The organism is Buttiauxella gaviniae ATCC 51604 (assembly GCF_001654835.1).
GTDB lineage: Bacteria > Pseudomonadota > Gammaproteobacteria > Enterobacterales > Enterobacteriaceae > Buttiauxella > Buttiauxella gaviniae.
On sequence record NZ_LXEP01000036.1, the window covers coordinates 162353 to 184029 of the forward strand.

At 47.4% G+C, this 21677-nt stretch carries 16 protein-coding genes and 3 pseudogenes; 4 read left to right on the plus strand and 15 right to left on the minus strand.

Going from position 1 to position 21677, the window contains the following annotated elements:
• Window positions 1-16 precede the first annotated feature (16 nt).
• Window positions 17-646 carry a Tat proofreading chaperone DmsD gene (gene dmsD, locus M977_RS20440; RefSeq protein WP_064518581.1) on the minus strand — a complete coding sequence of 210 codons (630 nt, stop codon included), beginning with the start codon at window positions 644-646 and terminating at the stop codon, window positions 17-19.
• Window positions 647-736: 90 nt separating this feature from the next.
• Window positions 737-1039, minus strand: coding sequence for a DUF1161 domain-containing protein (locus M977_RS20445; protein ID WP_064518582.1), 303 nt, complete (start codon window positions 1037-1039; stop codon window positions 737-739).
• 109 nt (window positions 1040-1148) lie between these two features.
• On the opposite strand from M977_RS20445, the gene M977_RS20450 reads away from it, so the two are divergent.
• Window positions 1149-1859, plus strand: coding sequence for a YnfC family lipoprotein (locus M977_RS20450; protein WP_064518583.1), 711 nt, complete (start codon window positions 1149-1151; stop codon window positions 1857-1859).
• A 96-nt stretch (window positions 1860-1955) separates the two neighbouring features.
• Here the strand turns inward: M977_RS20450 and add are convergent, their stop codons facing one another.
• The 3 genes and pseudogenes from add to M977_RS20470 all read right to left on the minus strand — a co-directional run.
• Window positions 1956-2957, minus strand: a complete 1002-nt coding sequence (gene add / locus M977_RS20455) for an adenosine deaminase (RefSeq protein ID WP_064518584.1) — start codon at window positions 2955-2957, stop codon at window positions 1956-1958.
• A 102-nt stretch (window positions 2958-3059) separates the two neighbouring features.
• A pseudogene (locus M977_RS25020) lies at window positions 3060-3559 on the minus strand (aminotransferase class I/II-fold pyridoxal phosphate-dependent enzyme).
• A gap of 41 nt (window positions 3560-3600) precedes the next feature.
• Window positions 3601-3819: pseudogene (locus tag M977_RS20470) on the minus strand (PTS transporter subunit EIIB); the annotation flags it as partial.
• Here M977_RS20470 and M977_RS20475 point away from each other — a divergent pair.
• A pseudogene (locus M977_RS20475) lies at window positions 3812-4120 on the plus strand (Mal regulon transcriptional regulator MalI); the annotation flags it as partial. The pseudogenes M977_RS20470 and M977_RS20475 overlap by 8 nt on opposite strands.
• Window positions 4121-4164: 44 nt before the next feature.
• On the opposite strand, the gene M977_RS20480 reads toward M977_RS20475, so the two are convergent.
• Window positions 4165-5715, minus strand: a complete 1551-nt coding sequence (locus tag M977_RS20480; protein WP_064518589.1) for a YdgA family protein — start codon at window positions 5713-5715, stop codon at window positions 4165-4167.
• A gap of 134 nt (window positions 5716-5849) precedes the next feature.
• Entirely contained in the window at window positions 5850-7022 is a 1173-nt protein-coding gene (gene manA / locus M977_RS20485; RefSeq protein ID WP_064518590.1) for a mannose-6-phosphate isomerase, read from the minus strand.
• A gap of 330 nt (window positions 7023-7352) precedes the next feature.
• Here manA and fumA point away from each other — a divergent pair, with 330 nt between their 5' ends.
• On the plus strand, window positions 7353-8999 hold the full coding sequence (gene fumA, locus M977_RS20490) for a class I fumarate hydratase FumA (protein ID WP_064518591.1): 1647 nt from the start codon (window positions 7353-7355) through the stop codon (window positions 8997-8999).
• 183 nt (window positions 9000-9182) lie between these two features.
• Entirely contained in the window at window positions 9183-10580 is a 1398-nt protein-coding gene (fumC, locus tag M977_RS20495; protein ID WP_064518592.1) for a class II fumarate hydratase, read from the plus strand.
• A 17-nt stretch (window positions 10581-10597) separates the two neighbouring features.
• On the opposite strand, the gene tus is transcribed toward fumC, so the two are convergent.
• The 8 genes from tus to cho form a co-directional block, all read right to left on the minus strand.
• Entirely contained in the window at window positions 10598-11527 is a 930-nt protein-coding gene (gene tus / locus M977_RS20500; RefSeq protein WP_064518593.1) for a DNA replication terminus site-binding protein, read from the minus strand.
• Between the two features lie 103 nt (window positions 11528-11630).
• Window positions 11631-12947, minus strand: coding sequence for a two-component system sensor histidine kinase RstB (rstB, locus tag M977_RS20505; RefSeq protein WP_064518594.1), 1317 nt, complete (start codon window positions 12945-12947; stop codon window positions 11631-11633).
• 181 nt (window positions 12948-13128) lie between these two features.
• Window positions 13129-15240 (minus strand): EAL domain-containing protein, encoded by a 2112-nt coding sequence (locus M977_RS20510; RefSeq protein ID WP_064518595.1) that lies wholly within the window; start codon window positions 15238-15240, stop codon window positions 13129-13131.
• Between the two features lie 428 nt (window positions 15241-15668).
• Window positions 15669-16397 carry a two-component system response regulator RstA gene (gene rstA, locus M977_RS20515; protein ID WP_064518596.1) on the minus strand — a complete coding sequence of 243 codons (729 nt, stop codon included), beginning with the start codon at window positions 16395-16397 and terminating at the stop codon, window positions 15669-15671.
• A gap of 75 nt (window positions 16398-16472) precedes the next feature.
• Window positions 16473-17198: a dihydromonapterin reductase gene (gene folM, locus M977_RS20520; protein ID WP_064518597.1), complete on the minus strand. Its 726-nt coding sequence runs from the start codon at window positions 17196-17198 to the stop codon at window positions 16473-16475.
• 31 nt (window positions 17199-17229) lie between these two features.
• On the minus strand, window positions 17230-18612 hold the full coding sequence (locus tag M977_RS20525) for an amino acid permease (RefSeq protein ID WP_064518598.1): 1383 nt from the start codon (window positions 18610-18612) through the stop codon (window positions 17230-17232).
• A 187-nt stretch (window positions 18613-18799) separates the two neighbouring features.
• Window positions 18800-19744, minus strand: a complete 945-nt coding sequence (gene ydgH / locus M977_RS20530; RefSeq protein ID WP_064518599.1) for a DUF1471 family protein YdgH — start codon at window positions 19742-19744, stop codon at window positions 18800-18802.
• Window positions 19745-20154: 410 nt separating this feature from the next.
• Complete coding sequence (gene cho, locus M977_RS20535) at window positions 20155-20982, minus strand: excinuclease Cho (RefSeq protein WP_064518600.1); 828 nt, start codon at window positions 20980-20982, stop codon at window positions 20155-20157.
• Window positions 20983-21677: the final 695 nt, after the last annotated feature.

The following is a 21677-nucleotide window of genomic DNA, read 5'->3' on the forward strand; positions in this document are numbered from 1 at the left end:
ACCGTTACTCAGATTCTTAGGAGTAGAGCTCTTTTTGTGCGACAGGAATCTGTAAACCTTTACTCCACTGAGCAAGTGTCAGGTGAGTTAATTCGCCTAACGCTTGATAGAACGGATGTTCAGCATTAGCGATAAACAACTCCAGGAAACGCCCGCTCCACGGCAGGATGTGCCAGGCAAGAAGTTCGTCAACTTTCGGCTGCAATCTTTCTTCAGCAAGCCAGGCGGCCAGCATCAGTAGCAAACCGAAGTGATCTTCGGGTTCGTTGTTATCTTGCTCGTTGGAGATGTCGTTTTTACGCATCCAGCGGCGTAATTCAAGCATCGAATCACCAAAAAGCACTTGTTCTTTATCGAGATAGACCGAACCCCAAGGCGAGGCAGGTAAAGCATCCGGGCCGATGAACAGGCGCTGCCAGGCTTCACTCAAAGACTCAGGCTCATAGTTAAAACCTTCCGCCATACGCTGCGCGATACTCGCCAGTTCTTCATGTTGTACTGGCCATTGCTCAGTCCAGGATGGATCCTGAAGTGAGGCATACAGTGATGCGACATCCCGGCTTTTAGGTTCTTGATAAAAAAGCGCACCGAGCACTCTTCCTGTCAGGGCGATTGTCGCCAGTCGTTGCGTTGTTTCAGACATCATTCTCTTCCTTGTTGCGCGAGTTATGCCGCGCATTCTCTACGGATTGCCTGGCAATTGCTATGCATTAGACATCTACATCCGTTTTAATAGCTATTGTGGCTCACTTTGTGACCCATCCTGCGTACTACCACCGCTTACCGGATAGTTTCCGCTGCTGGTACGCGTATAAAGGATTTTTTGCGTATCATTACCACAATGGCCAACAACTTGGGCATCAGGCTTATCAGCTTGATCGTTAGGAACAATTGTTAAACTAAAGCCTGATTCAGGGACACCGTTATTGATTATTTTTTGCTGAATGTCAGCCTTGACCGTATCGCAGGAAGTCTGTGCGGCCAGTACGGGAGTTGCTGCAACCAACAGGCATACACCAAGCCAAATTGAACGTTTCATCGTATCTTCCTTCTGTTGAGGGGCTGTAGTAAGAATAGTATCTGCAGTGTAAATTGTTGTATTTGCTTATATCATTGTTGTTACATTTCAAGTCGGGGACAGGAATTACGTGAAGAAAATCATTATCCTCTGTGCGCTGGCAGCGTCTGTTGCCGGGTGTGACAATCAGAACAATACGCTTTCTTACACGCCAGAAATGGCGAGTTTCTCGAATGAATTTGATTTTGACCCGTTGCGTGGGCCGGTAAAAGACTTCAGCCAGACATTAATCAATGAAAAAGGCGAAGTCGTTAAACGCATTGTTGGCCTGATATCGGAAGAAGGGTGTTTCAACGAGCTCGAATTTCACGATCTGGAAAACAATACCGGTGCAACCCTGGTGTTGGATGCTAATTACTATCTTGACGCCATCACCCGTGAAAAACGGGTAAAGCTTCAGGGGAAATGCCAGTTGGCAGAATTGCCGAGTGGCGCTATTACCTATGAGACGGATGATAAAGGTTTTGTGGTGGCAGCACACAGTGAAGCGACATCCATTGTTTACAACTACGACGCTGATGGATATCCGTTAGGTAAGGTAACTAAAGCAAAAACTGACACCTTGGCTATCAAGGCGAAATCCGGTAGCGACAATAAGAAAAAACTCGATTACACCTCTGAAAGCACCCTCAACGGCAAGTCTATCGCTTTGGTCAAACAAACTTGTGATTATGACGGGTATTTCAACCCTCTGGAATGTGTACTGAATATCACCGATGAAAGTGTCAAACCGCCGAAGGTTGAAAGTTTTACGATTAAAAATAGCATCAATTATTATTGATACTTAGGGTAAAAACTCGTGTTAATGGCATTGGATTTACGCGCAAACAACAAAAGAGAGCTTGAGTCAGCTTCCTGACTCAAGCTCTTGTTGGCGCTACGCGGCGCGAACCTTAGCAATCAGCGCCTGTTTTTCTGCATCAGATAAGAAGGCAATTCTTAAACCGTTCTCTTGTGCGGTACGGATATGTGCCGCACTCAAACCTGCTTGCGGTGCAGCCACATTATATTCGTGAATAATATCGATACCCTGGACGGCTGGGTCATCAGTATTTATCGTTGCCAGCACGCCTTTATCCAGGAAGGTAATCAACGGGTGCTTATCCATTGAGGCTATCGTGCTGGTTTGGATATTGGACGTCAGGCAGGACTCGATGCCAATCCCATGTTCCGCAAGAAAATCCATAAGCGCCGGATCTTCGATTGCCTTAACACCATGTCCGATACGCTCGGCGCCCAGCTCACGAATTGCCTGCCAGATACTTTCCGGGCCAGCGGCTTCACCGGCATGAACGGTGATATGCCAACCCGCATCACGTGCACGGTTAAAGTGACTCAGGAACAAACTACCCGGGAAACCGAGTTCATCACCGGCAAGGTCAAGGGCAGTAATGCTATCGCGATGTGCTAGCAGGGCCTCCAGCTCAGCCAGACATGCAGCCTCGCCGAAAGTACGGCTCATAATGCCAATTAAGCGGGCTTCAACACCGAAATCACGGCAACCCTGGCGAATACCTTCAATCACCGCTTCCACCACACCCGCAACCGGCAGGTTATGGGTCATGGCCATATAGCCTGGGGAGAAACGTAATTCGACATAATGCAGGCCATTCAGGGCTGCATCTTCAATGTTTTCCCATGCTACGCGGCGGCAGGCATCGAGATCCGCGAGGACTTTAACGCCCCAATCCAGTTTTTGCAGGAAACTCACCAGGTCAGGTGCTGTTTCCACAACTTGTACGTGAGGACGAAGTGCTTCAAGGGAGTCAGCCGGGAGCGGCAAATTAAACTGGCGTCCCAGATCGAGAATAGTTTGAGCACGAATATTACCATCAAGGTGGCGGTGCAAATCGGTTAACGGCAGGGTGGTATCAATCATGGTCGCACTCTTTTTTTGATTTAAGTGCGCAACAGTATAAGAACAAACGCACCTAAATAGCTACGTTGCGCAAACAAAAAGGGGAGTTTTCTCCCCTTAACTTCACTGGAGAGATTTAATCGCCGCAATCAGGCGCTTCACACCTTCTTCAATCTTAACTCGTGGGCAGCCGGCGTTCAGTCGCACAAATCCTTTTCCTTGCTCGCCGTAGGTATATCCCGGCATGATGGCGACTTTTTGCTGCTCGATAAGCACTTTTTGCAGCGCATTGTCATCAATACCCAATGGGCGTAAATCTATCCATGCAAGAAGATAACCGACGGGCCGTACACTACCGACTCTTTATTAATCACACTGTTAAAACGCGTGTGATACCAACGCACGATCGCACCAAGAAACTCGTCATTCTTCCAGCGGCTATAACCTAATACACCGTGAGATAAGCGTTGTTGCAGAGCTTCAAGTATGACTGGAGCGGTAGGGAAATCCATATCGGAGATGGTAAAGGGCAGGAGGTCGGCGGCACCGAAACGGTCAGCGACATAATCCCACTGAGTACACCAGGTTCCGTGGCGGTCACCGACTGTGGAAAAATCGAACATATTACCTCGCAACAAACGGGCGCCGTAGCGCCCGTTATGGTTTACGCCTGAGCAGTTTGCATCAGATGCGCCATTTCATCTTTCACCGACCGGACCTGCGGACCAATCACCACTTGCAGATTGTACTGGTTGAGTTGCACCACACCGATGGCACGGAGGTTTTTCAGTGCTGCACTGTCGACCAAATCCATATCTTTCAATGACATATGCAGGAGGGTGATGCAGTTATCGAGAGAAACAATATTCTCGGCACCGCCCATTACTGCTGTGCTCTGCCACAACAGCACTGTAGCGATGGGGGCATGGTTTGGTTTACTGCGCGCTGGAAGACAAAGTGGCGAGGGAAGTATCGATAGTTACTATGACCGCCATGTGGCATTGGCCGCTTTCGCTGAAGTGATGGACGATGAACTGGATGACTTGCCATTAACCTGGGTTTCTACACCTGCTCGTGAGATAGGCCGTATGGCTGGGCAGCGTATCCTGCAACGTACACAGAAAGGTGATACCAGTGCGCTCAGTCAGATTATGTCAGCACGATTGGTGGTGAGAAAAAATTAAAAAAGCCTCCCTAAAGGGAGGCTTTAGCCAGGCATTGCTCACAATTATTGCTGAGGAACAGCTGGCGCTTCTGGTGCGGCAGGTGCTGCAAGTTCTGGTGCTGGGGCAGCTTCTGGTTCACTCATAGTCGGCATGCCAAACATTCCTAACAGATCGCCCAGTGCCATTTTCTGGCCGTTCAGTGTCACCTGACCGTTAGAGTACTGCAGGCTGGAAACCACATTGTTGCCTTCCATAGTGGTCACGCGGAACATTTGGCCCATTGCGGCCAGACCTTTGATTTGCTGCTCGGCAAGTTTAGCTGCTTCGGCAGGCTGGTAGCCTTCAAACTGTGCAACTTGCGTCATCAACTCAGTCGCCATATCGACTGGAATAACCAGTTTACTGTCGAGAGATTTAACCACACGGTTCAGTTGTTCTTCCGGAGTTGTTGGTTCAGCCTTTGATTGCGCCGGGTCTTTCAGGAACAAAGAGAGATTGAAGCTGCTTTCGCCTTTAGCATTTTTCCAGCTTAATGGCGCAACGGTAATCACCGGATCACCTTTCAACAATAGCGGCAGGTTGGCGGCAAACAGCTCAACAATTTGCTGCTGATAAGCTTCAGGATTCTGCGCGAAAGCAGGATCTGCCAGTAATTTTTGCGACTCAGCGTTATATTTCTGGCTAAATTCGCGCACCGCAGCTCCGTCAAGATTGCCTATTTTGAGCGTTAGCTTACCGCTACCAATATCTTTGTTCTGTATCTTCAAAGAATTAATCGCGTAATCGATTTGGCCGGTAAGATGCTTTTTATCTTCCTGAAGCTCAGATTTGGCGTTGATGTTAAAACCTTCCACAACGGCCATTTCTTTTCCTTCGATGGAAATGGATAACTTATCGATCGAGGCTTTCTGGCTACCAATTCGCTCGATAAATTCGCTACGCGCACTATTGCCTTCGGTTTTGATACCGTTAAAGGTCATCTGTACGTGCTGGCCGTATTCGTTGACGGTATTGACCAGGCCGCTTTGCGCTTCGCCACTCACGGCAATTTTATCACCCTGGGCATCCACATCAGCCTTGAACTCACCACCGCTAAAGGCAACTTTTTGTTCGCCATTTTCATAATTCAGTGGCAGCAAGTTGATATCAGAAGAGGTGTCACCGCTATAGCCAATACGCGTTTGGGCATCAATAAAGGACTGGCCTTTAGCAATATCAAACAATGGTTTGGTGGTTGGGTTATTCATCAATGTGGTATGAACTGACGCCATGGAAGGCAACAGATTGAATTTTTTCAGTTGCGCGAACGGGAACGGGCCATGATCTATGGTTTCGTTAAATACGATAGTTTGGTCAGGCTTGAGGAGCGCGCTTGTCATTCCTGCGGTTGGCTTGATGACTAACTGCATGGTGCTGCTGAACAGACCACGATGATAATCCTGGTAGCCCAGCGTCAAGCCAGCTTCGGGCGAGGCTTTGTTCAATGCGGTATTAGCGTTGCTGATCATCTCCGCCATACGGCCTTCGAGCTGTTTACCGGTGTACCAGGCTGTGCCAGTCCACACCACACCCAAAGCAACAATAACACCTACTGCAACCAGTGATTTTTTCATTCTGTCGTAGTCCATATTAAGTGCATCTGCCGGTAGTCCTCCGGCAGATGATTGAAATGCCCGCGGGCATTGAAGAAACTGATTCTACACAGCTTAGCAATCCTACCCAAAAAGATCAGTAAGTTGCTTTAAACTCAGATTTTAGAGAATACACGAGCCACACGACCTACACCGCTGAGAGATACCGGTGATTCTTGCGCAGAAATAAACGCAGACTCACCAGGTTTGAGCGTCAATTGCTGCTGGTCTTTGCTTAAAATTGCTTCACCTTCAGTGCAGAACACAATGGCCGCACTTGGTTGGGCAAGCTGCACTTGGTGAGAGCCGAGATCGTGCAATGAGAAGGCGAAGTCATCAACTGGAATAGGGAAGTCCAGTTCGCTGCCATTTTTCTCTGGCTGAGTCAGTAATTCAGCGGCAGGTTTTGGCTCAAACTTAACGTTTGCGACCAACTCAGGAATGTCGATGTATTTTGGCGTGAGCCCTGCGCGTAGGACGTTATCCGAGTTTGCCATCACCTCAAGAGCCACACCTTTCAGGTAAGCGTGTGGGGTTTCTGCAAACAGGAACATCGCTTCGCCCGGCTGTAATTTCACCACGTTCAACAGCAGTGGTGAGAATAAGCCACTGTCGTCCGGATAAAACTCGGAAATCACGCGAATGGTTTCCCACGGCTCGCCTTGCTGATTATTCAACGCTGCCTTCAACACGCCGAGTGCCAGGGATTTCTCATCGCCTTTCATATTCAGCAGGCTTGCGAAAAGTTGTGACAAACGTTCCGCATTTGGCTCTTGTAAGAAATGAGCAATCGCCGGGTGAGCCCCGGAAACTGGCTGGAGCAAAGAGACGATATCGCTAAACTCACGGAAAGCGTTCATTGCCAGGAACGGCGTTAATGCGAACACCAGTTCTGGTTTGTGGTTAGGATCTTTGTAGTTACGCTCGGCGGCATCTAATGGAATGCCTGCTGCGTTCTCTTTGGCAAAACCCAGTTCAGACGCTTTTTTATTAGGATGGACCTGAATAGAAAGGGGTTGATCGGCGCACAGCACTTTGAAGAGGAACGGTAACTCACCAAAACGCTCTGCAACGGCCTTGCCTAACAGTGCGGGTTTGTCGGCATCAATCACGTCACGCAGTGAACGAGCTTTGCCGTTATCAAGAATTTTTGAGCTGCTTTTCGGGTGAGCCCCCATCCATAATTCTGCCATAGGCAGGTTTGCTGGGTTTTCCACGCCGTAAAGTTCCGTTAACGCAGTTTTACTTCCCCAGGCATAGTTTTGCACTGAGTTAATGAGTTTTTGCATTATCAAGCCCTGTTGTAAGGTATATAAAGTTCCGACTATTAAACCAATTATCTGAGATGAAGTAACCAGGCGAGTAAAAAGTCGTACTAGTCTCAGTTTTTGTTAAAAATTTGTGTAGGATATTTTGACTTGTGTTACTAACGCAGCGTGTCATTTTGCGCAGAAAAGATAAAAACTAACGTATACCCAAAATAACTCGAGGTGCAGGAAGGCGGCAATTGATGGAGTCCCGATGAGCTTACTGAAGTAAGTGATTCGGGCGACTGAGTGCAGCCAACGCGCCTGCAGCTTGAAGTATGAAGGGTATTTGATGTTGTAAGTGAGAGAACAATGCCTAACAAAGCCTTTCATTATCAAGAGCCGTTCCCGTTAAAAAAAGACGAAACAGAATACTACCTGCTCAGCAGCGATTATGTTTCCGTGTCAGAGTTCGAAGGGCAGGAAGTCCTGAAAGTTGATCCTAAAGCCCTCACGTTACTCGCCAAACACGCCTTCCACGATGCCTCGTTTATGTTACGCCCGGCCCACCAGCAACAAGTAGCCGATATCCTCAATGACCCTGAAGCCAGCGAAAATGATAAGTATGTCGCGCTGCAATTCCTGCGTAACTCCGAAATCGCTGCAAAAGGTATTTTGCCAACCTGCCAGGATACCGGCACGGCAATTATCATGGGTAAAAAAGGCCAACGCGTCTGGACCGGCGGTGGCGATGAAGAAGCGCTGTCCCGTGGCGTCTATAACACCTTTATTGAAGATAACCTGCGCTACTCGCAAAACGCGGCGCTGGATATGTACAAAGAGGTGAATACCGGCACAAATCTGCCTGCGCAAATCGACCTTTACAGTGTTGATGGCGCTGAATACAAATTCCTCTGTATCGCCAAAGGCGGCGGTTCAGCAAATAAAACCTATCTCTATCAGGAAACGAAGGCGTTGCTGAGTCCTGGCCGCCTTAAAGATTACCTGGTCGATAAAATGCGTAGCCTCGGGACTGCCGCGTGTCCTCCGTATCATGTGGCGTTTGTGATCGGCGGTACATCGGCTGAAGCGACGCTTAAAACCGTAAAACTCGCCTCAACCAAATACTATGATGGTCTGCCAACCGAAGGTAACGAACATGGCCAGGCATTCCGCGACGTAGCACTTGAAGACGAGTTATTAAAAGAAGCTCAGAACCTTGGCCTTGGCGCGCAGTTTGGTGGTAAGTATTTTGCCCACGATATCCGTGTTGTGCGCTTGCCGCGCCACGGTGCGTCATGCCCGATTGGCATGGGTGTTTCTTGTTCAGCCGATCGCAACATCAAAGCAAAGATCAACCGCGATGGTATTTGGATCGAAAAACTCGAACACAACCCAGGTAAGTTTATCCCGCAGGAACTCCGTCAGGCGGGTGAAGGGGAGGCAGTAAAAGTCGATCTGAACCGCCCGATGAGTGAGATCCTAAAACAACTGGCGCAGTATCCTGTTTCAACTCGCCTTTCTTTAAGCGGCACGATAATTGTGGCGCGTGACATCGCCCACGCTAAACTCAAAGAACGTATCGACAACGGCGAAGGTTTGCCGCAATACATCAAGGATCACCCGGTGTATTACGCGGGGCCAGCTAAAACGCCAGACGGTTATGCATCAGGTTCACTTGGGCCAACAACAGCCGGGCGTATGGATTCCTATGTCGACTTATTGCAAGCCAACGGCGGCAGTATGGTGATGTTGGCAAAAGGCAACCGTAGCCAGCAAGTGACGGATGCCTGCCATAAACATGGTGGTTTCTATCTTGGTAGTATCGGCGGCCCGGCGGCAGTTCTGGCGCAGCAGAGCATCAAGAGCCTTGATTGCGTCGAATATGCGGAATTGGGTATGGAAGCCATCTGGAAGATTGAAGTTGAAGACTTCCCGGCCTTTATTCTGGTGGATGATAAGGGCAATGACTTCTTCCAGAAAATACACGCCTCGCAATGTACGCGATGTGTGAAATAGATAACTCAAGCCGCCCACAAGGGCGGTTTTTTTATCCCCCTTCATTCTTCGAGTTACGTCTGTGTTGGCTGCTCTCGCTTACCCGAATCACTTACTTATGTAAGCTCATCGGGATAAGCTCCTTTGCCGCCTTGACGCACCTCGAATTATTTTGGGGGATGCTCAACGTCTAAGGAGAATGAAATGGTAGCCAGTCGCAGTGAAAAAGACTCAATGGGCCCAATCGACGTCCCGGCAGATAAACTGTGGGGCGCGCAAACTCAGCGCTCACTTGAGCACTTCCGTATTTCCACCGAAAAAATGCCCACGGCGCTGATCCACGCATTGGCATTAACCAAGCGAGCTGCCGCGAAGGTAAATATGGAACTCGAATTGCTGGTGGAGGATCGGGGCAACGCTATTATTAAGGCGGCCGACGAAGTTCTGGCGGGTAAACACCCGGATGAATTCCCACTGGCTATCTGGCAAACGGGCTCGGGTACACAGAGCAATATGAATATGAACGAAGTGTTGGCAAACCGGGCGAGCGAAATTCTCGGCGGCGTGCGCGGCATGGAGCGAAAAGTTCACCCTAACGACGATGTGAACAAGAGCCAAAGTTCGAATGACGTTTTCCCAACGGCGATGCATGTTGCCGCTGTCATTGCGGTACGCGAACAACTTATCCCGCAGCTAAACGTATTAAGAGAGACGTTGCTGGGTAAAGCGGAAGCCTTCCGCGAGATCGTTAAAATTGGCCGTACTCATTTACAAGATGCAACCCCGCTTACCCTGGGCCAGGAAATTTCCGGTTGGGTAGCGATGCTTGAGCATAATCTCAGGCATGTTGAAAACAGTCTGCCGCACGTTGCCGAACTCGCATTAGGCGGCACGGCGGTGGGGACAGGGCTTAATACCCACCCGGAATACGCAGTACGTGTCGCCAAAGAACTGGCAGAAATTACCGGGCAACCGTTTATCACCGCGCCGAACAAATTCGAAGCGCTGGCGACCTGTGACGCGCTGGTTCATGCGCATGGTGCGCTAAAAGGGCTGGCGGCATCGCTTATGAAAATTGCCAACGATGTGCGCTGGCTATCTTCCGGCCCGCGCTGTGGCATTGGTGAAATCGCTATTCCTGAGAACGAACCGGGCAGCTCAATCATGCCTGGTAAGGTGAATCCTACCCAGTGTGAAGCGGTGACGATGCTCTGCTGCCAGGTGATGGGCAATGATGTGGCGGTGAATATGGGTGGGGCGTCAGGCAACTTTGAGCTCAATGTTTATCGCCCGATGGTGATTCATAATTTCTTGCAATCGGTGCGTTTACTGGCTGATGGCATGGAGAGTTTTAATGAACATTGCGCGGTGGGTATTGAGCCGAATCGTGATCGCATTACGCAATTACTGAACGAATCACTGATGTTGGTGACGGCACTCAATCCACATATTGGATATGACAAAGCAGCAGAGATTGCCAAGAAAGCCCATAAAGAAGGGCTAACTTTGAAAGCTTCAGCGCTGAAACTTGGCTATCTGAGTGAAGACGAGTTTGATGCCTGGGTGCGGCCAGAAGAGATGGTTGGCAGCATGAAACAGTAAGCCCGACGCGCCTGCATTTACTCCTCGCAGTACAAATGCAGGCGCGGGATTACCAACCGTAGCGGTTGCGCATCCGGCTTATAGCGATGACGAATATTCTCCGCATCATAATTCAGTAACTCCCCCATATCCGGTGGCATTTCGCCATTATCAAGATTACACAGCACCACCAAAGGTGACGGGCAGGCATGTTGTACCTGTTTTTTACGCTCCTGGTACCAGGCGCGGGCAACGGGCTGTACTTTTACCGGGCGTTTAATCTTCAGGCGTACGTTATCTGAAAGGTTGGTAATGGAGTTCAGCTCGCGGGTAATTTGCTCCGCCCATTGCTCACGGGTATAGGGCGGTACAGCGCGATTCGCTTTGAGGCTCTTTTCCAGTATTTCAATAACTTCCCGGCGTGAGTAATTCTTGATGATTTGTTTATTTGCCCAACCAAAATTCAACGTAGTAGGGTTTTCCAACAGTGTAATAGAGCGGTAAGCATTAAGGGTTATAAGCCCAGGAAGCTGGCGGTGAACCCACTCAAACCGCTGCACGCTGGGCAGTCCCGACTCAACGCTGATAATGTTTTCAAGCTCCTGTTTACGCTGATTAATGCGAAGAACCAGGGTTTGAGTCTGAAGGCGGGATGTGTCGTCAACCTGATAGCAAACCGCACCAGGCAGGCGCACAGCGGCTTTACTGCTGGTTTTCTCGGACTGCTGCTGGATAAACAAATGAGTGAAATGGGCGAGGGTGGCCTGATGTGCTTCTCTACCTAGTCGTTGTGTCACCTCGATTTTGCTTACCGCATCGTGTTCATTCCCTTTATCAACCGTAGGTAGTTGAAAGACACGGCCAACTAACAACCTGTAGCTGTCGAGTTGTTCACTGAACTGACGTAGATCTCGCTCGAGCTCGCGAAATGTACTGTTAAGGCGTTCAATCAAATCATATTTTGTCATTTCGCCACCAAATTAGTTACAACATACTAATGTTTGTTTATAACACAGGCAGATGAACCTGACCATCTGTGTTGCAATAGTCAGGCAGGAGATAATGTGATTTTTAGCGGCTTGGCTTGATGGATGCCAGTGTCATTGCGGATTCAGTTTTAATTGGCCAGCTAAAGCGAAAACGCGCACCGCCCAAGGCACCGCTATCAACTACTACAGAGCCTTCCATAGCGGTTGCGACAGAATGCACAATTGCCAGCCCAAGGCCACAGCCACCGGTAGCACGGTCGCGGCTTGGGTCGAGGCGAACAAAGGGTTCAAATACTCTTTCGCGTTCTTCTGCGGGTATACCTGGGCCATCGTCTTCCACCTGCAAAATCGCGGTTTGTCCATCAAGCCACAGGCTAATGCGTAATTTCTCGTTACTGTAACGCAGTGCGTTGTTGACCAGGTTATCTGTCACTCGTTCCATCAGACGCAGGTCAATCAGGCCAAAATTGCCGCTGGGTGGGGTATCCAACAAGATATCGAGATGCGGATGAATAATTCTGACGTCGGCAATGTGCTCATCAAGCCACCGAGGAACGTTGACACTTGCCAGTTGTAACTCCGTTTGCGGGCGATCCAGACGTGCGTAGGTTAGCAATTCTTCAATTAACGCTTCCAATTGTCCAATGTCGCGGTTTAGCGCCAGTGACTCCGCTTCGGTAAGATTATCACTCATCTCGAGGCGATAACGTAAACGGACTAATGGTGTACGCAGTTCATGAGCAATTCCGTCAATCAGGAGCTTCTTACTGGCAATTTGCGCATTAATGCTATCGGCCATGTGGTTAAACGCGACGCCCAGACGCTCAAAACTTGAAGCACTGTCGAAATGAATTCGCTCATCCAGATGTCCTTGCCCCAATCTTTGCGCCGCCGTTTCTAGTTTGAGCATGTCCTTCCAGTGCGGTCGCATCCAGATAAATACGGGGAAGGCGAGGGAGATGGCAATAAATGCCATCAGTGCGACGTCCAGTAAGCGCATTTGGTGTAAGAAAAAGAGATACGGTATTGGCCCTACGGCCAGTACATAGTGGCTGCGAGGGATGCGCTGGATAAATGTATACTCATCGTCGAGAGCGACAATTTCGCCTGCGCGCAGGTGATGCATGGTCATCTCATCAAGCTTGAATTTATCCATTGGCTCAATGTGCAGCTTAAAGGATAAATTAAGGTCGAGATCTTTAATGGTGCGGTTCCAGTCGCGAGGAGGAATTTCTCGCAATTCGCTACGCATTAAATACAGTGAGCTTTTCATCAAATCATCTAGCGACTGGCGACCTGCACGTTCGGCGGTGAATTTGTATACCAGGCCAACCAGCATGGTCATCACCAAAAAGCAGACGAACAGTAAAAGATAGAATTGTATAAATAACTTTTTCAATGAAAATCACCGGGTTATTGCGTATCTGAAGACTGGCCCCTGCTTTACAGGAGCGCTATCGGGATATGAGCGATGTCATTCTAGAATTTTCATACCCCATCTGGGAGGCTATGAAAGCAGGGTTTGCCCCTGCTGACAATATCTGGTGTGTGTTAGTGTGGTGTTTAATGAGAATGGTGGCTTAAGCGATTGCTTCAACCTCAGGTAGAGAATGGCCCGGCTGCATTTCCATCTTGTGTTGTTCCGCCAGAAGTTGACACACGATTTTTCCCGGTAAAGGGCGGTGGAACAAGAATCCCTGGCACAACTCAATGCCGGCCATTTTTACTAGCTCTAATTCTTGCTCAGTTTCAACACCTTCGATAAGTATTTCGCACTGAACCACCATACATAATTTAACTACCTGCTGCAGGAAGCTAAAGCCATCCGGCTTGGCCAGACCGAGAACCATCGATCTATCGAGCTTTATCTTGTCTAGTGGGTAGCGGGTCAAATAGTGCAGCGTCGAGTACCCTGAACCAAAATCATCGAGTGCGATTTTGATACCTAGACTGCGCAACTTTTCCATCACCTCTGCCAGACGTACAGGCTCTTGAATCTTCTGTGACTCCGTTATCTCAAACTCCAGACTCCAGCCAGCAGGTAGTGGTTTGGCCAGCACTTTGTTCACAATATGCAGAAGTCGATAGTCGACTAAGGTTTGTGGCGAAATATTGACTGACAGAGTCATGCTCTCTGTCTCAGACATATTTTCGCGTAGGTAATCCAGTGCGTTTTCCATCACCCAGAAGTCTATCTCTGGCATCAGACCTGCACGCTCATAATATTTCAGGAAAATAGGGGGAGTAATCTTGCCACTGTCGCACTGATGGCGGATCAGCACTTCAAGAGCGACAACCTTGTTATCAGATAAGCGTACTTGGGGTTGGAAATAGAGAATGAACTGACCACTGGATTGTAGCTTTTCAATTTGTCGCTGAGCTTCAATGTAGCTGTTTTCTTCAACAATATGACTATAATTTGGCACCATCTCAAAATCAGTCGGCTGAACGACTTTCATCTCACCGGTCAGTAAGTCCATGTCATTATTTACAGCGCTTTTTTGTTTTAATGTACTTTTGACAAATGGGTAATAAATAGCCACGCCCAGGGCGACAAGAGCAATATATAGCAGTACGGCGGCACTTGATTCTCCGCTGGCTAACCACACCTTGATAGGCCCTGGAGTTGACCAGCTCACGATAGCGGTAATTCTTGGAATGAAACTATAGTAAGTCGCGCCATACGCCACGATGTAAGAGACTAACGGGGTCAGGACGAACGGAATAATCATTACCGGATTGAGAACAATCGGAAAACCAAAAATGAGTGGTTCGTTGATGTTAAACAATGCCATCGGCCCAGCGATGGTCAACAGACGGCGGTGTGGGCTGTTTTTCTGCATTAAAATACAGATCACCAAACTAAGCGTATTTCCTGTACCACCGGAATTACACCACATGTCGTAGAAGACTGGGCTGAGAATGTTGAGTGCACCACGTCCTGAATACCAATCATTAATATTTAATTTTGCAGCAGCAGTAAAGGCAACATCAATGTCCATAAATAGATAATAGCCGTGGAGACCAAAGAACCATGGAACACTGCGCAACAGGACGTATAAAATGCCATTTAGAAAGTTAGTAGGGTAAAAATAAAGTGACAGTTGGCTGAAAAAACTCATTGCATGATGCAAGCCAGTTTCAGCAGCAAATTTTATAATGCTGCTGAATAGAGCAACTATCATCAATGTAACAAAAAATGAAACAATCGTAACGTTATTGTTATCGCGCCACTGGCGAAGTTTTAACAGATTTTTACTGACTATTTCTTGTAATACATTACCAATTATTCCGGAAGCCAAAGCCATAGGAATACTGATATCCAGGTAAAATTGTGCATTATCATCCAGTATTCGCCGGAAGATCATCAATGTGCTGATACTTAACGCAATGCAGTATATTTGTGACAGGCGGTTTCTGACAGCCCAGTGAACAGCCACATAGATATTCATAACCAGCGGAGCGAGCGCTAAAAAACCAATTTGCAACTGTATAAACCACTGAGCTGCCTGGTCAAAACCTGCTGTTTCACAGAGTACCGATGCGGTGATGACTAAACCACGGACAATCGATAAGGGAACGATAGCCATAGTGCTGGCAATAATGGCATGGGCATAGCGATTGTTTAATAACTTGATTTGGCTGTTATTTAAACGGTGTAAAAGATTGTTTTGTAGCCACACTTTTATCACAAAATTACCTGAAGCAATTACGCTTGTAATGGTTTTTTAAACAGATAACTGTGTTGTCAAAGCGAGTTATCTGGTGTTAACAGAAAGGTGAGATTAGCTATTTTTCTACATTATTCACGGTTGCTTTCCCGCGAATAAAGTTTAAATCTTATTTTTGTTAATTCAGATAAGTAACAAAAAGAACACAAAGTAATAATGAAAATAGTTTTTTTGTGAAAAATTCATCTGATTTTTTTGAAGCAAATCACAGACAGAAATCTATCATATAAGTTAGGTGTATTTCTATACATAAGTTTACAGAATTAAAACTAGTCTGGTGGGTAGTGAAATATATGAGGAAGGATTTCGAAAGGAAGTCGTTGAATCAAAATAACCGCTCATTAAATGAACGGTTATTTCTAGCGTTAAACAAGTAAAATACAGAACACCTAAACTTCGCTCTCCCATGCGTGGGGGGCGAATAAATAACCTTTATTACGCACTGTTTTGATACGAAACGGTTCAGTAGCACTGTCGTAGAGTTTTTTTCTAAGTCGTGAAATAGCGACGTCAACGCTACGATCCAGACCGTCGTAAGTCACCCCACGCAAGTTTTTAAGCAACGCATCGCGATCCATAATTTGCCCTGCGTGAGTCGCCAGTTCCCAAAGCAGATCGAAATCAGCAGTAGAAAGCGTGATGTTCTCTGAACCAAGCGTAACTTGACGATTGACCGGGTCAATACACAATGCGCCAAAGCGCATAGCTTTGTGTGGTTTAAGCGCTGTAGGGCTACTTTCAACGGTATGTTGTGCAGAAACACGTTGGCGTAGGTGCAAGCGTAAGCGTGCAAGAAGAACGGCTGGAGGCGTGGTTTTGAGGATATAGTCGTTAGCGCCCATCTCCAGCGACAATATGTGGTTCATATCGCTGTCCAGAGAAGTCAGTAGCACAATCGGGCCATCCCATTGAGGACGCAGGTCACGGCACAATGTCATACCATCTTTGCCGGGGAGCATGACATCCAGCAACACAAGGTCAGGGCGCTGCTGCTGGATTGTTGCCTCAGCGCAATCACCGCGGCTTTCAACAATAACGTCAATGTCATGTTTGCCGAGATAAGCGGCAATTAACGCTCCTACTTCAGGATCGTCTTCTACGTATACGATTTTGTTCATAGCCCGATACATTGGATCAAAAAGAAAACATACACTGCAAAAGGTTTTAATGCCATAAATCGAGGGTAAACAAAATTATCGAAGCGGGCGGCCGCCATCAACGCAGTGGGTGCGGCCTGTGACGTAACTGCTGTTCAACAGATAATTTACTAATCCAACTATTTCTTGTTCACCAGGCGCTATTTTCATCAAAGATTTATTCAATGCAGCTTTTCGGTACTCGATATCGTCATGCTCATTGAACATGATCATTGCAGGCGCAATGGCATTCACTTTGACTTCAGGTGCCAGTTTGCGGGCAAATGAGCGAGTCATATTATCAAGCGCAGCTTTACTGGCGGCATAGGCAATGTGCTTATCGCTTCCACGTTCTACAACGTAATCTGTGAAATGAATGATATCGGCACTTGAATGCCCACCTCCACGCAATAGTGGCTCAAGAAGATGATTGAGAAGATAGGGGGTGTTAACGTGAATTTGTAGCATTTCAGCCAGCGTCTGCGCGTGCGACGAGTGAGAGGACTCTGGAAGCCAGGCACTGGCATTGTGCAGAATGGCTCGCAGGCCGTCGCAACGCTGTGTGACGTTCAGGGCAAATTGCTCAATACCCTGATTAGTTGAGAAATCTGCGAACAGGCAAGTTGCCCCTGCCTGTTCTAGCTCATCTACCGCCGGATAACGCGTACGGTAGCTGATAATGACGGGTTGCTTTTGAGCCAGGAAGTGTCGCGCTAGTGCCAGGCCAATTCGTTTACCGGCACCAGTAATCAAAATAGGGCTGGCGGATGATGTTATCTCCATCGACGACTCCTTACTGTTGTTATCTGGTGATTTACTTCACCAGTACCCATGTTGCAGGAAATGCAGCCACCAGCATCAGGAAAATGACAGATCTTTCCTTGAAGTTAAGTTTGATGTCATGCGTATGCGTGCTGCGCGTATACATAAAGACTAATAATCCCGGCGCATACAATACCACCGAAAGCAGTAAATGCATGGGGCCTGATGCATACAACAGCCATAAGCCATAAATGCATGCCCCAAAGCCAATTGCTTTATGCAGAGGGCGTGTCGACACTTTTAGCAAAAAGGCACCGACCAGGAAGTAGGGAACCAGAATCATCTCTGAAGCGATTGTCAGCAGCGTGTTGTAATCTGAGCCCGTCAACCAAATCAAAACCAGGCAAATCTGGACACTAATATTGGTAAGCCACAGCGAAGCAGACGGTGCATTATTCTTGTTCTGACGAGCAAAAATCTTCGGGAAGGCCTTATGTGTGGCTGCAAGATATGGCACTTCTGCGGCCATGATAGTCCAGCTCAGATAGGCACCACATACTGAAACAATGAGTCCAGCAGCGATAATGACTTCACCCCAAGGGCCCATCATTTCGACCATTAATCCGGCCATCGAAGGATTGCGCATTCCGGCGAGTTCCGGACGGGCAATTACCCCCAACGAAAGCAATGTGACGAGCAGATACACGCCTAATGCAGCAGTCACTGCAAGAAGTGTTGCTCGCCCGACATCATTTTTATTACGCGCACGAGCAGAAACAACCACCGCCCCCTCAACACCAATAAATACCCAAAGGGTAATCAACATGGTGTTCTTGACCTGTTCCCAAACGGGAACACCCAGCGCAATCCCGCTAAAATCAAGGGTGAAGGTACGAAGTTTAAAGGCCAAAGCGGCTAGAACGATAAACAGACCTAAAGGCAATAACTTCGCAAGTGTGGCAACCAGATTGATACTGGCCGCAGTTTGCACGCCGCGAAGTACCAGGAAGTGAACCATCCACAGTAGCACCGATGCCCCAATAATCGACTGCCAGGTATTCCCATCACCAAACAGGCGTAGTTCCGGCGTATCGGTGAAGAAACTCAGTGCGGAGAAAACAATAACCAGGTAGGAGACATTGGCGATCACTGCACAAAGCCAGTAGCCCCATGCGGAGAAGAATCCGATCAGTTCGCCAAAACCTTCGCGTGCATAAGTAAAAATTCCGCCGTCCAGATCTGGCCGCAGGCGGGTTAGCACCAACATTGCCAGCGCCAGCAACAAAATACCTGCACCCGTAATGGCCCAGCCAATCAGTAATGCTGAGGGACTGGCCACACTCGCCATGTTTTGCGGCAGGCTAAATACACCAGCACCGAGCATCGAACTCAATACCAATGCAGTTAATGCGGCGAGGCCAAGTTTCTTTTCCATAGCAGTCCCGTGATATTCAAATAAGACCCAGAATAATTATCATGTTTTTATGCATAAAAATGGTGGGTAACACTAAGGCGCGGAATTTTACGGAGTGTAGACGCTGCTTGCAATGACATGAGCCATAAAATGCCAGGGAAATAAAAAAAGGGCGGCATAGCCACCCTTTTTGCTACAAAAGCTGCGCTTATTTATACAAATCAGCGCTAATTGTCATGTTACCGCCACGTTCATCCCATTGACGAGTGATGTGGTAGAACTTCGCACCTTTCTTGGCCGCACGTTTTGCAACCTGGTAAGAAATTTCAGTACCGCTGCCATAATGGCCAGTGAATTTCACGCTATCAAATGGAACCATTTGAGCGGCAGTCACTTTATTCAGTTCCTGAATTTTAGTGCCGTCTGGCAGCGTTACAGTGTAACGACCACCTTTGCTTGTTTGTGTTTCAAAGAAGCGGCCAACATCTGAGCTTGGCATGCTGGAGCTTGCTACACCTGGAATCTCAACTTTGGCGGCTGCGGCGCCACCGGCTGCCAGCGCTGCTTTACCTGCTTCTGAATCAGCAGGAATCGCGTCAGCGCTTTGCAGAACACGTTTTTTCGCATCTTTTTTATAGATGAAAGCTGTAATACGCTGGTTACCACCTGAGTTTGCATCAACCTGGCGCACGATAAAGAAGGAGTCCGCACCTTTTTCTTTAGCTGCACGGGTAATCACATCGTTAACTTCTGGTTGGCTGCGGTAGAAGCCCTGGACGGTCACAGTATCGAATGGCTCAAGCGCATATGCCTGGTCTTTCGGTAACTCCGTCACACCATTAATAACGCGATTGGACGTATTTTCGGCTTTAGGGGCATCAGCATGATACACATCAGCGACTACGCGCCAGTTACCGCTGTTGCTGGCATCGTTAGTGCTCTGAACATAGAAAGATGCAGCGCCGATCTTATCTGCACGACGGGAAACAGCATCGACAGCGTCACTAATCGCATTAAAACGACCAGTGATAGTAATGCGATCAAATGGTTTAAGAGCCGCAGCTTGATCCGGTGTCAGTTCTGTTGCTGCCTGAGCAGACAGCGCCGTTAAGGAAATCAGTGCTGATGCCAGAAGGGTGTTCTTGAGCTTCATAAAAATAGTCCTTCGCCTTGCGCAAAATGAATACAAATACCGCATTCTCTGAGGGTTACCTGTTAGCCGCAGATTATTGCATTGAAATAGTGGCTAATCTACAACTGATCGATTTAGCTTGTCATGACAGGTTAACTAATTGATATTAATGAATATTAATAGTGTAATAACTGTCATGTACTTTAGCTGTTTTTCGGTTCAAAAGGCTGACTTGATCCGAGTCCAATCCGGAAATTCATGCAGAGTAGACCGTATATACCATTTGCGCATTCTCATGTCCCAACTGTCAGGCAATAAAAGCAGGATTTGCACCAGCTGAAAGCGCCCTGTAAGGGTGTTTATGACGCGTTTGGTTAGTACGGTGGTTATCTCAAGAAAGACGTGAAGCAAAGAGCAGAAGAATTTGCGAGTCAGTCTAGCTCAACGATTTTTACAGCGTCGCTCTGGAAAACATATCGACAAAGAATCTTGTAACTGTCCCGGTCAAAATGTGAGGGAGGAGTAACCATTGCTTTACCTGACTCCAGAGAGTTTACCGTTCCCAAATACAACCAGTTATTCAATATATGGTACTCAGTTTGATCTCCTGATTTCTCTTTTAACGCAATGCGTCCAGGGTATGGCCAACTCCGGACTCTTATCGATTCAAGAGAACTTCTAAGCCGTTCCTGGTGACGCTCAATAGTCTCTTTCCCGCAACACGCACCCGCACATTTGTTCAACGAGAAACGGAAGCACGGCCTGCCAGCAGTCAACTTTTCAAGGCCTAATACCCCACAACAAAGTTGTTCCTTGTCTGCCAACTCTCTTAACTGGTCTATAGCTGCATGCCTGGTTTTAAACAGCCCAAATAAGCCCTTAACATTTGTGAAGTCGGTTTCGCTGCTGAATACAAATTGTGTTGTTTGATCAGTAATACGAAGAGAACAAAGCTTTCTCGTCACCCGTAACCTTTTGTTGAAGAGTGGGCTGTGATTCTTTATGAGCTGGGACTCAAGTAACAGGGCGCCAATTTCACCAATGGTTTGGTGAAATTCAATACGAGTGGTCATGTGCAGTAATTTCGCTTCAGATTGCGTTCTGAAATGCGACTGAACACGACTACGAATGTTGATGCTTTTCCCGATGTAGAGAGGAAAGCTTTGATCCGAACCGTAGAAAATATATACACCAGGACTTGATGGAAGAGTTTTAAGTGTATGACGGAGATGCTCTGGATATTGATACTGTAGGGTCATGCTTTTATTGGCTAATTTATTTGAAAGTGGATTTGCTAAAAGGCGGCTGCTTGAGACGTCTGTAGATTGCGCGTGTTTTAATCAGTTCATCGTAATGTTCTCTCGTCATCCATGCAACTTTATGGTGTGTGTTAATTGCTCACAGAATGTGTGTTTCATGGTTTTTATCACGTACTAGGGCTTCAGAAAAAGGTCTTAGAATTCGGTGTTCTATGACGAATGGGGCATGAAAAGTGGAAAAAATTGTGTAAGTTGGCAGGCTTAAGGTTGAAGGTTGCAACCTCTAACTACCTGCGGCATCTTGCACTCTGCAATTATTGATTCCAGCTATTTTCCATAACGAAAATTTATAGCTTCATAAAAGAGTGCTTTGACCAGTAAAAGTGGTAAAGCTTACAACTTAATTGGTTAACGTAATGTTAAATGTGCAATTTGCAGCGGCGCAGAATCGTGAATTGCCGCACTGATGAAGCGTATTATCAGGTGTTGTAGATGAAAATTAGTCGAAAAGAGCTGTCTTAAGGCCCTGGAGCTAAATTTTTACGATAATGATACAAATACTGAGATCCTGATCTAGATCACAGGCGTTATTTTCAGTAGGTTATAAATAGTTTGTTACAGATGCATTTTTAATTGAACTGGTAACGGAACTGACGATTGCCAAGGCAATGTCTGACAAACCATCAACAAAAAAT